Below are 14,016 nucleotides of genomic sequence, written 5' to 3'. Positions count from 1 at the left end.
CCCGGCCGGGTCGCTCAGCGGTGCACCAGCGCCGCGGTGGCCCGGCCTGCCGCGTCCAGGACGGGGACCAGGCGGTGCCCGTCGCCCTCCACCAGCAGCACCAGCGCGGGGCCGCCCGAGGCCCGGTCGGGCAGCATCAGCCAACCGTCCGCGAACTCGGCCCCGGCCGGGCCCTCGCCGGAGCGGGCGGCCCGGGCCCGGTCGAGCAGCGCGGCCCGGTCGGCCGCCGCGAGGGCGTGCAGCATCAGGACGCCCGAGTCGCTCTCCACCGGGTCGCCGTCCTCGCCCACCGCGACCGGCGGGGTGTCACCGTGGTGCAGCAGCAGGGCGAGGACCGAGGGGCGCCGGCGGTCGCCGTCCAGCACCAGGTAGGCGACGCCACCGCCGAAGCCGTACGCCTCGCCGCCCAGCGGGTCCTCCAGCCAGCACTCGCCGGAGTCGGAGAGGTCGAGCGCCCCGGCCCGGCGCAGCCGCCAGGGGCCGGCCACCTCCTCCCCCCGGTCGAGGGCGGGCAGGGCGGCGAGCAGCGCGGGCAGATGGTCCATACCGATCTGGACGCGGCTGCCCGCGCGCCCGGTTCAATCCGGTGCCGCGCGCCGGTCGCGCGAGCCGGTGGCCGGCGCGGTGGCAGGACCGGGCCCGGCAGGCGTTCAGCCGGCCAGGTCGACGCCTTCGCCGACGGCGAGCTGGCTGAACTCCGCGCCGGTGCCAGGACCGCCCTCGCCGAGCAGCCGGCCGTGCACCATCCGGCCGACGTCGCTGAGCACCGCCTCGTGGATGGCGAGCGCGCGCGAGGGGCCGGCCTCCCGGACGTAGTCGATCAGCTCGGAGACCTTGGCCCAGGGCCCGGCGATCGGCAGCAGCAGGGTCTCCACCGGGTGCGGCGGCAGGGTCAGCGCGTCGCCGGGGTGGAAGAGCGTGCCGCCGAGCAGGAAGCCGATGTTGCCGACCCGGGGGATGTCCGGGTGGATCACCGCGTGCCACTCGCCGTGCACGCTCACGTCCAGGCCGTCGATCTCGAAGGCATCGCCCTCGCCGACCACCGAGACCTTCGCCCCGATGCCCTCCAGCGCCCCGGCCACCGCCCGGTTGGACCAGATCCGCAGCCCCGGGTTGTCGGCGACGGCCGCCCGCAGCCGGTCCTCCGCGAAGTGGTCGGCGTGCTCATGGGTGATCAGCACCGCGTCCGCGCCGCGCAGGGCGTCGGCCTCGGTGAACATCCCGGGGTCGATCACCACGGTGGAGCCGCCCCGCTCGATCCGGACACAGGCATGGCCAAGCTTCGTCAGTCGCATGGGACGGACACTACAGCAAGGCTGCACAGTTTTGCTGTAGATCGACCGGCTAGGCTGGCCCCATGGACGATGTCGACCCCATGGAACTCGCCGCCGAGCTGCGGCTCGCCCTCGGCACCCTGGTACGCGGGCTGCGGGTCGGCGACGAGCTGCCGCAGAACCAGGCCGCCGTGCTGGGCTGGCTGGTCCGCGAGGGCCCCCGCACCACCAGCCAGCTGGCCGAGCTGCAGCGGGTGCGCCACCAGTCGATGGCCCGCACCGTCGCGCTGCTCACCGAGGCCGCGCTCGTCGAGCAGCGGCCGCACGCCAGCGACGGCCGCAAGGTGCTGATCGCCGCCACCGAGCGCGGCACCGCCGCCCTGCACGCCCAGCGGGCCCGCCGCGAGGCCGAGATCGCCGCCGCGATCACCCAGCGGCTCACCCCCGCGGAGCGCCGGACCTTGCAGGAGAGCGTGGCCCTGCTGCGACGGCTGGCCTGACGACGGCCGACCCGAGCGCACCCCCGTACGGCCGAACGGGCGACGCCGCATGCCCCGCCCGGGGCTCGCGCGTTGTGCTGGGCAGCAGTCCACCCAGAGAGGCAGCCCCATGCGCAGCACCACCCGCTCGGCCCTGATCATCGCCGCCGCCCTGTTCGGCCTGCTGGCCGCCGGCACCGGCCCGGCCGCCGCCTGCGGGGTGCTGGACGTCGCGACCGGCCTCACCCCGAGCTACGGCAACGGCTGCGTCAATCGCTGACCGGAGCGGGCAGCCGCACCCCGGGCAGCCGCGGCGCGGGCAGCCGGGCGGCCAGGCCCAGCGGGGGCAGCTTGATGTGCTCGCTCAGCCCGATCACCCGGTGCAGCCGGCGCAGCGGCGCCGGCGCCCACCAGTTGAGCTTGCCGAACAGTGACATGGTGGCCGGCACCAGCAGACAGCGGACCAGCGTCGCGTCCACCGCCACGGCCACCGCCAGCGCGACGCCCATCTGCTTGACCATGAGCATCTGCCCGGCGGCGAAGCCGGCGAAGACGATCACCATCAGCAGCGCCGCCGAGGTGATGATCTTTCCGCTGCGCTGCAGGCCGAGCTGGACCGCCTTGGCGCAGTCGTACCCCTGGTCGTGCAGTTCCTTGATCCGGGAGAGCAGGAAGACCTCGTAGTCCATCGAGAGGCCGAAGGCGAAGGCGAAGACCAGCACCGGGATGAAGGTCTCCATCCCGCCGGTCGGGGTGAAGCCGAGCAGGCCGCTGAAGTAGCCGTGCTGGAAGACCAGGGTGAGCGCGCCGAGCGAGGCGCCCAGCGAGAGCACGTTCATCAGCAGCGCCTTGACCGGCATCACCACCGAACCGGTCATCATGAACAGCAGGATCAGCGTGCCGGCCGCGACCAGGCCGAGGGCCCACGGGCCCCGACTGGAGATCTCGTGCTGGAAGTCGACCACCGAGGCGGCGTCACCGGTGACATAGGTCTGCAGCCCGCCCCGGTCGGCCCGCAACTCCTGGACCACCGACTTGGCCTGGGCCCCCTGCGGGTCGCCCTGCACCAGCACGTCGACCGTGCTCAGCCCGTCGCCGACCGGAGTGACCGCCCGCACCCCGCTCACCCCGGGCAGCTTGGCGACCACCCCGTCGGCGTACGCCTGTGCCTTGGCCTGGCCGGCCTCGACCACCACGGTGACCGGCGCCGGCGCCTGCTGGGGGAAGCGCTGGTCGACGGTCTGCGCCACCTGCCGGGCGGCGAACGACTTCGGCAGCACATCGGCGCCCGAGTTGCGCCACTGCGAGCCGAGGAACGGCGCACCCGCGGCCAGCAGCAGCGCCACGCAGGCGAGCATCACCGGGACGGGGCGCTTCTGCACCAGCCGGACGATCCGGGAGAAGAAACCCTCGTCGGACACCGGCGCGCTCGGCGCCTTGATCCGCCGGCCGACGAAGCCGAGCAGCGCGGGGATCATGGTCAGCGCGACGGCGACCGCGATCACCACCACGGACACCCCGGCCGCCGCCACCGCCCGGAAGACCGGGCTGGTGAAGACGAAGAGGCCGGACAGCGCGACCGCCACGGTCAGGCCGGAGAAGGCCACGGTCCGGCCGGCGGTGGCCGAGCAGCGCTCGACGGCCTGCGCGATGGTGGCGCCGTTGCCGCGTTCCTCGCGGAAGCGGTTGACCATCAGCAGCGCGTAGTCGATCGAGAGTCCGAGGCCGAGCACGGTGGCGATCGGCAGCACGCTGGTGTCGATGTCCATGATCCGGCTGAAGCCGAACATCGCCAGCAGTGCCCCGCCCACCGAGGCGATCGCGCCGATCCCGGGCAGCCCGGCCGCGGCGAGGCCGCCGAACACCAGCACCATGACCAGCAGCGTCAACGGCAGGGTGACGATCTCACCGAACCGGGTGTCCTTCTCGGTCTGGCTCTTGACCTCCTGCTGGAGCACCAGATCACCACCGACGGTGACGTGCGCCCCGGCGGCCTCGATGTCGGCCAACCGGTGAGTGACGGCGCCCTGCTGCGCCTCGGTGCTGGCGTCGGACATCCGCACCGAGACCAGGCTGGCGTTCCCGTCGGCGGAGGTGAGCGAGCCGCCCGAGCCGTAGGTGTCGGCGACCGAGGCGACGCCGGGCAGGCCGGCGATCTCGGCGGTGGCCGCCGTCACGGCGGCCCGTACGGCCGGATCGGTGGCGGCCACCCCGTCCACCACCGCGGTGACGGTGCCCTGGACGGGATCGGCGGCCTGGACGACCGCCTCGCCGCGGGCGGACTCGGAACCGCCGGCGCCGGTCGAGGCGACCGTGCCCTCGAAGACCCGGCCTCCGATCAGCACACCGAGGGCGAGCACCACCACCCAGAACCCGAGGACCCAGCGACGGTGGCGGTAACACGCCCGACCGAGGGCTGCGAGCCGCCCACCGACCTTGGGATCGGCGGGCGCGTGCGGTGCAGCGGTGTGCGAGTGGCGCATGTGCAGGAGGCCTTTCGGACAGTTGCCCCAAACGTATGCGCAACCGCATGTTCAGCCTATAGGCGTCCCATGAGCCTCATATCACACTTTCCTTCACATAAAGACCACATAAGCAGAACGAGAAACCCCCACCCGGTGACCCGGATGGGGGTTTCTCAGTGACCTACCGTCAAGGACGGAGCGTCAGCGATCAGCTCTGGCCGCCGGCCAGCTTCTCGCGGAGCGCGGCGAGCGCCTCGTCCGAAGCGAGAGCGCCGGAGCCCTCGTCGCTGCTGGAGGAGTACGAGCCACCACCGGAGACCGGGGCCTCCTCGCCGGCCTCGGCGGCAGCGGCGGCGTCGGCCTCACGGCTCTTGATGACCTGGGCCTGGTGCTGCTCGAAGCGGGACTGCGCCTCGGCGTACTGGCGCTCCCACTCCTCACGCTGCTTCTCGAAGCCGGCCAGCCAGTCGTTCGCCTCGGGGTCGAAGCCCTCCGGGTAGATGTAGTTGCCCGCGTCGTCGTACGAGGCAGCCATGCCGTACAGGGTCGGGTCGAACTCGACCGACGCCGGGTCGGCACCGAGGGACTCGTTGGCCTGCTTCAGCGAGAGGCTGATGCGGCGGCGCTCGAGGTCGATGTCGATGACCTTGACGAAGATCTCGTCGCCGACCTGGACGACCTGCTCCGGGATCTCCACGTGGCGCTCGGCCAGCTCGGAGATGTGGACCAGACCCTCGATCCCCTCGTCCACGCGGACGAACGCACCGAACGGAACCAGCTTGGTGACCTTACCCGGGACGACCTGGCCGATCTGGTGGGTCCGGGCGAACTGCTGCCACGGGTCCTCCTGGGTCGCCTTCAGCGACAGGGAGACGCGCTCGCGGTCCATGTCCACGTCGAGAACCTCGACGGTGACCTCCTGGCCGACCTCGACAACCTCGGACGGGTGGTCGATGTGCTTCCAGGACAGCTCGGAGACGTGCACCAGGCCGTCGACGCCGCCCAGGTCCACGAAGGCACCGAAGTTGACGATCGAGGAGACGACGCCGGAGCGCACCTGGCCCTTCTGCAGGGTGGTGAGGAAGGTCTGGCGGACCTCGCTCTGGGTCTGCTCCAGCCAGGCACGGCGGGACAGAACCACGTTGTTGCGGTTCTTGTCCAGCTCGATGATCTTGGCCTCGAGCTCCTTGCCGACGTACGGCTGGAGGTCGCGGACGCGGCGCATCTCGACCAGCGAGGCCGGGAGGAAGCCACGGAGGCCGATGTCGAGGATGAGACCACCCTTGACGACCTCGATGACGGTACCGGTGACGATGCCGTCCTCTTCCTTGATCTTCTCGATCGTGCCCCAGGCCCGCTCGTACTGAGCGCGCTTCTTGGACAGGATCAGACGACCCTCCTTGTCCTCCTTCTGGAGAACCAGGGCCTCGATGTTGTCACCAACGGAGACAACCTCGTGGGGGTCGACGTCGTGCTTGATCGAGAGCTCGCGAGACGGGATGACACCCTCGGTCTTGTAACCGATGTCGAGGAGCACCTCGTCACGGTCGACCTTCACGATGACGCCCTCAACGATGTCGCCATCGTTGAAGTACTTGATGGTCTCGTCAATGGCGGCGAGGAAGGCCTCGGCGTCGCCGATGTCGTTGACCGCAACCTGCGGGGTGGTGCTGACAGAGGTGTCGGTGGGGCTCGTCATTAGGAAAAGGGCTCCGGTACGGACATGAAGTCGTAGGTAATGCCACGCGGGGGGCCCGTATCGCTCCCACCGAAAGCCGGACAGCCAAGAACACGGCCCGCCAAGATCCCGTACCACGAGAACCGACGTCCGTCTTGCGACCGTGGGGTCTTCGACAGATGCGAGCGCGACCTGCTCCGTCCGAGGCGCGCAGGCCCGCAGCGCAACTTGTAGCATACGGGGACAGCCGGGCACGGTCAACGCCAAGGAAGGCGAGACCGGTAGAGGCCGGGATCGATCAGGCCATATCCTCCGAACTGCGCTCCTCACACCTGGGTGTGAGACAGGCAGCCGCAGGGGCCCACCCCGGATGCCACTGCCCGATGCCGGCACCCTGTCGGGGCCGGTCGCGGCAGTTGCGCTTCCGCACCCCATACCCTACGCGACGGGCACTACCACCTTGGCCACCACCCCCGACTTCCGGCCCGACGATCTCGACGACCTGCCCCCCGAGGGCCTGGACGAGGAGGACGACGGGGACGCCGTGCGCCGCACCGCGGGCGAGCACGAGAGCAGCCGCGCCAGCCGGCACTGGTGGGACCGCAACGCGGACGACTACCAGGACGAGCACGGGGCGTTCCTCGGCGACGACCGGTTCGTCTGGTGCCCCGAGGGACTGGACGAGGCCGAGGCCCGGCTGCTCGGCGAGGCCGGCTCGCTGAAGGGCCTGGCAGTGCTGGAGATCGGCGCCGGCGCGGCCCAGTGCTCGCGCTGGCTGGCCGCACAGGGCGCCCGGCCGCTCGCCCTGGACATCTCCTTCCGCCAGCTCCAGCACGCCCGGCGGATCGACCTCGGCCGGGGCGGCGAGCCGGTCGCCCTGGTCCAGGCCGACGCGGCGGTGCTCCCGTTCGCCGACGGCGCCTTCGACCTGGCCTGCTCGGCGTACGGGGCGGTGCCGTTCAGCGCCGACACCGCCGCGCTGATGCGCGAGGTCCACCGGGTGCTGCGACCGGGCGGACGCTGGGTGTTCTCGGTGACCCACCCGATCCGCTGGGCCTTCCCCGACGAGCCCGGCCCCGAGGGGCTGACGGCCGCCGCCTCGTACTTCGACCGCACCCCCTACGTCGAGCAGGACGAGCAGGGCCGGGCCACCTACGTCGAGCACCACCGGACCTTGGGCGACCGGGTGCGGGAGCTGACCGGCGCCGGCTTCCGGCTGCTGGACCTGATCGAGCCCGAGTGGCCGGACGGGCACGAGCAGGAGTGGGGCGGCTGGAGCCCGCTGCGCGGCCGGCTGATCCCCGGCACCGCGATCTTCGTGGCGGAGCGGGGCTGACCGGTGCGTTCCGTGGGGGTCGAACTACCGGTCCGCACCGCCGTACCCGCGCTGCACCGGGCACTGGCCGAGCGCGGGGTCGCGGTGCTGGCCGCACCGCCCGGCACCGGCAAGACCACCCTGGTGCCACTGGCCCTGGCCGGGCTGGCGCCGGGCCTGGACGGGCCGGCCCGCCGGGTGCTGGTCGCCGAACCGCGACGGCTCGCCGTACGGGCGGCCGCCCGGCGGATGGCCTGGCTGCTCGGCTCCGCCGTGGGCGAGAGCGTCGGCCACACCGTGCGCGGCGAACGCCGGGTCGGACCGCGGACCGTGGTCGAGGTGGTCACCACCGGTGTCCTGCTGCAACGCCTGCAGCGCGACCCGGAGCTGGCCGGGGTCGACCTGGTGCTGCTGGACGAGTGCCACGAACGGCACCTGGACGCGGACACCGCGCTGGCCTTCCTGCTGGACGTCCGGGCCGCGCTGCGCCCCGAGCTCCAGCTGGTCTGCGCCTCGGCGACCTCCGACACCGCGGCCTGGGCCGAGCTGCTCGGCGGCGAGGACGGCCCGGCGCCGGTGGTCGAGGCGCAGGGCGTCTCGTACCCGGTCGAGACGGTCTGGGCGCCCCCGCCGCGGGCCGTCAGGCCCCCGCAGGGCACCCGGGTGGACAGCGCGCTGCTGGAGCACGTCGCGGCCACCGTCCGGCGGGCGCTGGCCGAGCGGGACGGCGACGTGCTCTGCTTCCTGCCCGGGGTCGGCGAGATCGCCAAGGTCGCCGGACAGCTCGCCGACCAGCCGGTCGACCTGCTGCAACTGCACGGACAGGCCCCGCAGGCGGTGCAGGACGCGGCACTGGCGGCCGGCGAGCGGCGGCGGGTGGTGCTGGCCACCTCGGTCGCCGAGTCCTCGCTGACCGTGCCCGGCGTGCGGGTGGTGGTGGACTGCGGACTCGCCCGCGAGCCGCGCACCGACCACGCCCGCGGCCTGGCCGGCCTGGTCACCGTACGGGCCTCGCTGGCCGCCGGACGCCAGCGGGCCGGCCGGGCCGGACGCGAGGCCCCGGGCACCGTCTACCGCTGCTGGGCCGAGGCCGCCGACGCGCTGGCGCCCCGCTACCCGACCCCCGAGATCGCGCTGGCCGACCTCACCTCCTTCGCCCTGCAGAGCGCCTGCTGGGGCGACCCGGCGGCGGCCACGCTGGCGCTGCCCGACCGCCCCCCGGGCGGGGCGATGGCCGCCGCCCGCAAGACCCTGACGGCGCTCGGCGCGGTCGACCCGGACGGCCGGGCCACCGAACGCGGCCGACGGATCGCCCGCACCGGGCTGCACCCCCGGCTCGCCCGCGCCCTGCTGGACGGCGCGGAGCTGGTCGGCGCCCGGCGCGCCGCCGAACTGGTCGCCCTGCTGTCGGAGGAGCCCCCGCAGGCGCTCGGCGACGACCTCGCCGAGGTCTGGCGGGCGGTGCGCGGCGGCAGCGACCCGTACACCCGCCGCTGGCGGGAGGAGGTACGGCGGCTGCTGCGCGCGGTGGACACCCCGCCGACCGCGGTGCCGGACCGGACGGCGGCCGGCCTGGTGGTCGCGCTGGCACACCCCGAACGGATCGCCCGGGCCCGCGGCGCGGCCGACCGGTACCTGATGGCCTCCGGGACGGCGGCCGAACTCCCCGGCGGCGCACGGCTGTCCGGCACCGAGTGGCTGGTGGTGGCGGTCGCCGACCGGCCGGCACTCGCGCACTCGGCCCGGATCCGGCGGGCGGTGGCCCTGGACGAGCAGACCGCCCGGCAGGCCGGCGCGGCCCTGCTGACGGAGCGCCAGGAGGTCGAGTGGTCGACCCGGGAAGGCGAGTTGACGGCCCGTCGGGTGCTCGCGCTCGGCGCGGTCGAACTGGCCGCCGAGCCGCTGAAGGCACCCGATCCGGCGCTGGTGCGGGCCGCCCTGCTGGACGGGCTGGCCCGGGAGGGTGTGGGCACCCTGCTCGGCTGGCCGCCGGCCGCGGCCGGGCTGCGCGAGCGGCTGGCCTTCCTGCACCGGGTGCTCGGCGAGCCCTGGCCCGAGGTGTCCGACCAGGCCCTGCTGGCCGCCGCCGACCGGTGGCTGGAGCCCGAACTCTCCCGCGCCCGGCGGCGATCGGACCTGGCCCGGATCGACACCGCGGCGGCCCTGCAACGGCTGCTGCCCTGGGCGAGCGGGCAGGCCGGACGGCTGGACGAGCTGGCGCCCGAGCGGATCACCGTGCCGACCGGATCGCGGATCCGGGTCGACTACAGCGGCGACCGGCCGGTGCTGGCCGTGAAGCTGCAGGAGCTGTTCGGCTGGCAGGCCGCCCCGGCCCTGGCCGGCGGACGGGTACCGCTGACCGTCCACCTGCTCTCCCCCGCCGGCCGCCCGGCCGCCGTCACCGGTGATCTGGCCGGCTTCTGGCGGGAGGGCTACCGAGCCGTCCGGGCCGAGCTGCGCGGCCGCTACCCGCGCCACCCCTGGCCGGAGGACCCCGCCACGGCGGAACCCACCCGCCGGGCCAACCCGCGCCGCTGAGGCGGGCCTTCGGCCCCGGCGGCGGCCGCCGGGGCGTCCACCGAGGGGCTCGGCCAGGAGGTGCCGCCGACCTCCGGAGCCTGCCGTCAGAGCGTGAAGCCCAGCGGGTGGCGCCGCAGGAAGCGCAGGCCCTGCCGGAGGTAGCCGCGCGGGTTGGTGTCCAGGTGCGCCGCCCAGCTCGGCCGGCCCTCGCCGCGCAGCTGGGCGTAGCAGGCCAGTGCGTAGCCGTACGCCTCCTGGGTCAGGTAGCCGAGCCGGCGGCGGCTGATCCGCCCGTCCTCGGCGGTCCGGGTGAAGGCCGAGTTGGCGTTGAAGACCCCGAAGCCGAAGAAGACCGTGAGCAGGTCGGTGAGCGGCTCGCCGTCGGAGCGGCCCCGCTCGATCCGGCGCTCGGCGAGCAGCCGGACATGGCCCAGCTCGTGGGCGATGGTGGCGACCAGGGAGACCGGGCGGGCGGCCTGCTCCTGGTCGATCGCGACCACCGGCCGGCCGTGCTCGATCCGGAAGTGGCCGGCCGCCCCGCTGGAGCGCTCGGTCAGCCCCAGCTCGGCGACCAGCAGGTCGGCCTGCGGGTCGTACGGCTCCACCTCGACCAGCAGGCCGCCCGGATCCACCCCGAAGTAGCCGCAGATCCGGCCCACCAGCTCGCCGATCTGCGCCACCGAACCGTCGAAGGGCCCGGGGAAGTACTCGGCGGTCGGCAGCACCGGCGGCCGCAGCAGCACCTCGGGACCGAACTCGGCCAGCAGCCAGGCGGTCGACTCCTCGATCCAGCGCTGTTCCCTGGGCCCGACCGGGCACCTCGCCGCACCGAACATCCGCCACTCCCCCGTCGTCGCCGCGGGCGGCCCCCGCCACCCGCTGCGACCGTAGCCCGGATCAGTGCGCGGCCGCCTCCCAGTTCGGGCCGACGCCCACCGAGACGTCGAGCGGCGCGCGCAGCGGGTACGCCCCCGCCATCTGCGCCCGGACCAGGGCCTCCACCCGCTCGCGCTCGCCGGGGGCCAGCTCCAGCACGATCTCGTCGTGCACCTGGAGCAGCATCCGGGAGGCCAGGCCGGCCTTGGTGAGCTCCTCGTCGACCCGCAGCATGGCGATCTTGACGATGTCGGCCGCCGAGCCCTGGATCGGGGCGTTCAGCGCCATCCGCTCGGCCATCTCGCGGCGCTGGCGGTTGTCGCTGGTGAGGTCCGGCAGGTAGCGGCGGCGGCCGAGCAGGGTCTCGGTGTAGCCGACCGCACGGGCCTCCTCCACCACCCGGTGCAGGTACTCCCGCACCCCGCCGAAGCGCAGGAAGTAGGTGTCCATCAGGCCCTGGGCCTCGGCCGGCTTGATCCCGAGCTGCTGCGAGAGCCCGTACGCGGACAGGCCGTAGGCGAGGCCGTAGGACATCGCCTTGATCTTGCGGCGCATCTCGGCGTCGACCGCCTCCGGGGCGACCTCGAAGACCTGCGAGGCGACCGTGGTGTGCAGGTCCTCGCCGCTCTCGAAGGCCTCGATCAGCGCCGCGTCCTCGGACAGGTGCGCCATGATGCGCAGCTCGATCTGCGAGTAGTCCGCGGTGAGCAGCGCTTCGTACCCCGCACCGACCACGAAGGCGCGGCGGATCGCCCGGCCCTCCTCGGTGCGGACCGGGATGTTCTGCAGGTTCGGGTCCTGCGAGGAGAGCCGGCCGGTGGCGGCGACCATCTGGTTGAAGGTGGTGTGGATCCGGCCCTGCGGCGAGACCGTCTTGAGCAGGCCCTCCACGGTGGTGCGCAGCTTGGCCTGGTCGCGGTGGCGCAGCAGGATGACCGGCAGCTCGTTGGTGGTCTGCCCGGCGAGCCAGAGCAGCGCGTCGGCGTCGGTGGTGTAGCCGGTCTTGATCTTCTTGGTCTTGGGGAGGGCCAGCTCGCCGAACAGGATCTCCTGGAGCTGCTTGGGCGAGCCCAGGTTGAACGGGTGGCCGGCGGCGGCGTGCGCCTCCTCGACGCAGCGCTGGATCTCGGCGGCGAACTGCGTCTCCAGGCCGGTCAGCCAGTCGCGGTCGGCGGCGATGCCGTAGCGCTCCATCCTGGCCAGCAGCGCGGCGATCGGCAGCTCCATGTCGTGGAACAGCTCGACCGCGCCGACCTCGGCCAGCCGGGTCTCGAACAGCGCGGCCAGGTCGAGGATCGCCCGGGCCTGCACCATCAGCGCCTGTGCGGCGGCGGTGTCGTCCTCCTCCTCGGCGTCGAAGGAGAGCTGGCCGCTCTCCACCGCCGCGGCGGGTGCCAGCGAGCGGGCCAGGTACTCCTCGGCCAGCACGTCCAACGTGAAGGTGCGGCGGCCGGGCTTCTCCAGGTAGGCGGCGAGCGCGGTGTCGGCGGTGACGCCGGCGATCTGCCAGCCCTGCTCGGCGAAGGCGCGCATCACGTGCTTGGCGATGTGCAGGGCCTTGGGGCGGGCCGGGTCGGCGAGCCAGCCGGTGAAGGCCTGGTCGTCGGCCTCGGCCAGCTGGGCCGGGTCGAACCAGGCGGCGGTCTCGCCGGCGGCGAGGGCGATCTCCTGGACCTCGCCGGAGCCGAGCGCCCACCGGTACACCGCGGCGACCGCGACCAGGCCCTTGCCGTGCTGGTCGAGCCAGCCGGCCAGGGCGCCGGGCTCGGTGAGCAGCTCGCCGTCGACGGCCAGGCCCGGGGAGGCCTCGGCGGCGGTCTCGGGCTCGGCGCCGGCCGGGTCGATGCCCTGGATGCGGTCGCGGAAGTTGGGGTTGCGGAACTCCAGGCTCTCCATGAGCCGGCCGACGGCTTCCTTGTCGAAGGGCTCGCGGCCGAGGTCGGCCACCCCGAGCGGCAGTTCGACGTCGCGGACCAGCTCGGTCAGCACGCGGTTGCGCTTGACCGAATCGAGGTGCTCGCGGAGCTTGTCGCCGACCTTGCCCTTGACCTCGTCGGCCCGCTCGACCAGTTGCTCGAAGGAGCCGAACTGGTTGACCCACTTCGCGGCGGTCTTCTCGCCGACGCCGGGGATGCCGGGCAGGTTGTCCGACGGGTCGCCGCGCAGCGCGGCGAGGCCGGGGTACTGGGCGGGGGTGACGCCGTACTTCTCGGCGACCTTCTCCGGGGTGTAGCGGGTGAGCTCGGAGACGCCCTTGGTCGGGTAGAGCACCGTGGTGCGGTCGGTGACCAGCTGGAGCGAGTCGCGGTCGCCGGTGACGATGAGGACCTCGAAGTCCTCGGCCTCGGCGGCGGTGACCAGGGTGGCGATCACGTCGTCGGCCTCGAAGCCCTCGACGGACAGCCGCCGGATGCTCATCGCGTCCAGCAGTTCGTGGATCAGGCCGATCTGGCTGCGGAACTCGTCCGGGGTTTTGGCGCGGTTGGCCTTGTAGTCGGGGAACTCGGCGGAGCGGAAGGTCTGCCGGGAGACGTCGAAGGCGACCGCGAGGTGGGTGGGCCGCTCGTCCCGCACGGTGTTGGCCAGCATCGAGGCGAAGCCGTACACGGCGTTGGTCGGCTGGCCGGTGGTGGTGTTGAAGTTCTCCACGGGCAGGGCGTAGAAGGCCCGGTAGGCCATCGAATGCCCGTCGAGCAGCATCAGCCGGGGCCGGCCACCCGCACCCTCGCCCGCGCCCTTGCCTGCACTCTGCGTAGCCACGTCCACGTCCGTCCTGCCGGTTCCACTGCCAGCAACAGATCCTATGGCCCGGCGCCGACAACGGACGTAAGGACGCAGACCGCCGCACTCCGGCCGCCGGCGGCGCGGTCGTACGATCGCAGTCAGCACCACCACGCGATCACCCCACAGCGGCAGGAGCGCCATGACCGACGAGGCCCCCGTACTCAACGTGCCCCAGGACGTGCTCGACCACTTCGCCAAGCTCGGCGTCGATCCGGCGACCTTCTCCGGCGGCCTGCTCGGTGACAAGCTCGGCATCAAGGTCCTGGAGGCCTCACCGGACCGGGTGGTCGGCACCATGCCGGTGGACGGCAACCAGCAGCCGTACGGGCTGCTGCACGGCGGGGCGTCGGCCGCGCTGGCGGAGACGCTCGGCTCGATCGGGGCGATGCTGCACGCCGGTCCGGGCCGGTACGCGGTCGGCGTCGACCTGAACGCCACACACCACCGCTCGGCGACCTCGGGTGTGGTCACCGGCGTGGCCACCGCCGTCTTCAAGGGGCGCACGGCGGCCACCTTCGAGATCGCGGTCACCGACGACACCGGCCGCCGGATCACCAGCTGCCGGCTGACCTGCATGCTGCGGGACCTATAGCTCCGGCCGCAACTCCCTTGTACCGCCCCCTCG

The 14,016-nt window shown here is 73.4% G+C and carries 11 protein-coding genes; 5 read left to right on the top strand and 6 right to left on the bottom strand.

Going from position 1 to position 14,016, the window contains the following annotated elements; all coding sequences use genetic code 11:
- Nucleotides 1-14 precede the first annotated feature (14 nt).
- Nucleotides 15-545: a hypothetical protein gene (locus AB0K43_RS10110; protein ID WP_363637802.1), complete on the bottom strand. Its 531-nt coding sequence runs from the start codon at nucleotides 543-545 to the stop codon at nucleotides 15-17.
- A gap of 105 nt (nucleotides 546-650) precedes the next feature.
- Nucleotides 651-1,295, bottom strand: a complete 645-nt coding sequence (locus AB0K43_RS10105) for an MBL fold metallo-hydrolase (protein ID WP_363637800.1) — start codon at nucleotides 1,293-1,295, stop codon at nucleotides 651-653.
- Nucleotides 1,296-1,357: 62 nt separating this feature from the next.
- On the opposite strand from AB0K43_RS10105, the gene AB0K43_RS10100 reads away from it, so the two are divergent.
- The gene (locus AB0K43_RS10100) at nucleotides 1,358-1,774 is read left to right on the top strand and encodes a MarR family transcriptional regulator (RefSeq protein WP_363637798.1); all 417 of its coding nucleotides are present in this window, start codon (nucleotides 1,358-1,360) and stop codon (nucleotides 1,772-1,774) included.
- A gap of 109 nt (nucleotides 1,775-1,883) precedes the next feature.
- Nucleotides 1,884-2,033 (top strand): hypothetical protein, encoded by a 150-nt coding sequence (locus AB0K43_RS10095; RefSeq protein WP_363637796.1) that lies wholly within the window; start codon nucleotides 1,884-1,886, stop codon nucleotides 2,031-2,033.
- On the opposite strand, the gene AB0K43_RS10090 is transcribed toward AB0K43_RS10095, so the two are convergent.
- A complete protein-coding gene (locus AB0K43_RS10090; protein WP_363637794.1) occupies nucleotides 2,023-4,236 on the bottom strand; it encodes an MMPL family transporter in 2,214 nt (737 codons plus the stop codon). The genes AB0K43_RS10095 and AB0K43_RS10090 overlap by 11 nt on opposite strands.
- A gap of 190 nt (nucleotides 4,237-4,426) precedes the next feature.
- Nucleotides 4,427-5,917 (bottom strand): 30S ribosomal protein S1, encoded by a 1,491-nt coding sequence (gene rpsA / locus AB0K43_RS10085; RefSeq protein ID WP_350636112.1) that lies wholly within the window; start codon nucleotides 5,915-5,917, stop codon nucleotides 4,427-4,429.
- A 481-nt stretch (nucleotides 5,918-6,398) separates the two neighbouring features.
- Here rpsA and AB0K43_RS10080 point away from each other — a divergent pair, with 481 nt between their 5' ends.
- Nucleotides 6,399-7,232 (top strand): class I SAM-dependent methyltransferase, encoded by an 834-nt coding sequence (locus AB0K43_RS10080; protein WP_363637880.1) that lies wholly within the window; start codon nucleotides 6,399-6,401, stop codon nucleotides 7,230-7,232.
- 3 nt (nucleotides 7,233-7,235) lie between these two features.
- The gene (gene hrpB, locus AB0K43_RS10075) at nucleotides 7,236-9,749 is read left to right on the top strand and encodes an ATP-dependent helicase HrpB (RefSeq protein WP_363637791.1); all 2,514 of its coding nucleotides are present in this window, start codon (nucleotides 7,236-7,238) and stop codon (nucleotides 9,747-9,749) included.
- A gap of 86 nt (nucleotides 9,750-9,835) precedes the next feature.
- Here hrpB and AB0K43_RS10070 read toward each other — a convergent pair whose 3' ends face one another.
- Together AB0K43_RS10070 and polA are read right to left on the bottom strand one after the other, a co-directional pair.
- Complete coding sequence (locus AB0K43_RS10070) at nucleotides 9,836-10,567, bottom strand: hypothetical protein (protein WP_363637789.1); 732 nt, start codon at nucleotides 10,565-10,567, stop codon at nucleotides 9,836-9,838.
- A 61-nt stretch (nucleotides 10,568-10,628) separates the two neighbouring features.
- Nucleotides 10,629-13,307: a DNA polymerase I gene (gene polA / locus AB0K43_RS10065; protein WP_363637878.1), complete on the bottom strand. Its 2,679-nt coding sequence runs from the start codon at nucleotides 13,305-13,307 to the stop codon at nucleotides 10,629-10,631.
- 223 nt (nucleotides 13,308-13,530) lie between these two features.
- Here polA and AB0K43_RS10060 point away from each other — a divergent pair, with 223 nt between their 5' ends.
- Nucleotides 13,531-13,983: a hotdog fold thioesterase gene (locus AB0K43_RS10060; RefSeq protein ID WP_363637787.1), complete on the top strand. Its 453-nt coding sequence runs from the start codon at nucleotides 13,531-13,533 to the stop codon at nucleotides 13,981-13,983.
- The last annotated feature ends 33 nt before the right edge of the window (nucleotides 13,984-14,016 follow it).

This window comes from Kitasatospora sp. NPDC049258 (assembly GCF_040678895.1).
Lineage (GTDB): Bacteria > Actinomycetota > Actinomycetes > Streptomycetales > Streptomycetaceae > Kitasatospora.
The sequence above is the reverse complement of the archived record's forward strand: the minus strand, read 5'-3'. Positions and strand labels throughout refer to the sequence as shown.

Excerpts from the sequence above, each read along its gene's own strand:
- AB0K43_RS10110 (WP_363637802.1), bottom strand. The coding sequence starts at position 545 with ATGGACCATCTGCCCGCGCTGCTCGCCGCCCTGCCCGCCCTCGACCGG.
- AB0K43_RS10105 (WP_363637800.1), bottom strand. The coding sequence starts at position 1,295 with ATGCGACTGACGAAGCTTGGCCATGCCTGTGTCCGGATCGAGCGGGGC.
- AB0K43_RS10100 (WP_363637798.1), top strand. The coding sequence starts at position 1,358 with ATGGACGATGTCGACCCCATGGAACTCGCCGCCGAGCTGCGGCTCGCC.
- AB0K43_RS10095 (WP_363637796.1), top strand. The coding sequence starts at position 1,884 with ATGCGCAGCACCACCCGCTCGGCCCTGATCATCGCCGCCGCCCTGTTC.
- AB0K43_RS10090 (WP_363637794.1), bottom strand. The coding sequence starts at position 4,236 with ATGCGCCACTCGCACACCGCTGCACCGCACGCGCCCGCCGATCCCAAG.
- rpsA (WP_350636112.1), bottom strand. The coding sequence starts at position 5,917 with ATGACGAGCCCCACCGACACCTCTGTCAGCACCACCCCGCAGGTTGCG.
- AB0K43_RS10070 (WP_363637789.1), bottom strand. The coding sequence starts at position 10,567 with ATGTTCGGTGCGGCGAGGTGCCCGGTCGGGCCCAGGGAACAGCGCTGG.
- polA (WP_363637878.1), bottom strand. The coding sequence starts at position 13,307 with ATGCTGCTCGACGGGCATTCGATGGCCTACCGGGCCTTCTACGCCCTG.
- AB0K43_RS10060 (WP_363637787.1), top strand. The coding sequence starts at position 13,531 with ATGACCGACGAGGCCCCCGTACTCAACGTGCCCCAGGACGTGCTCGAC.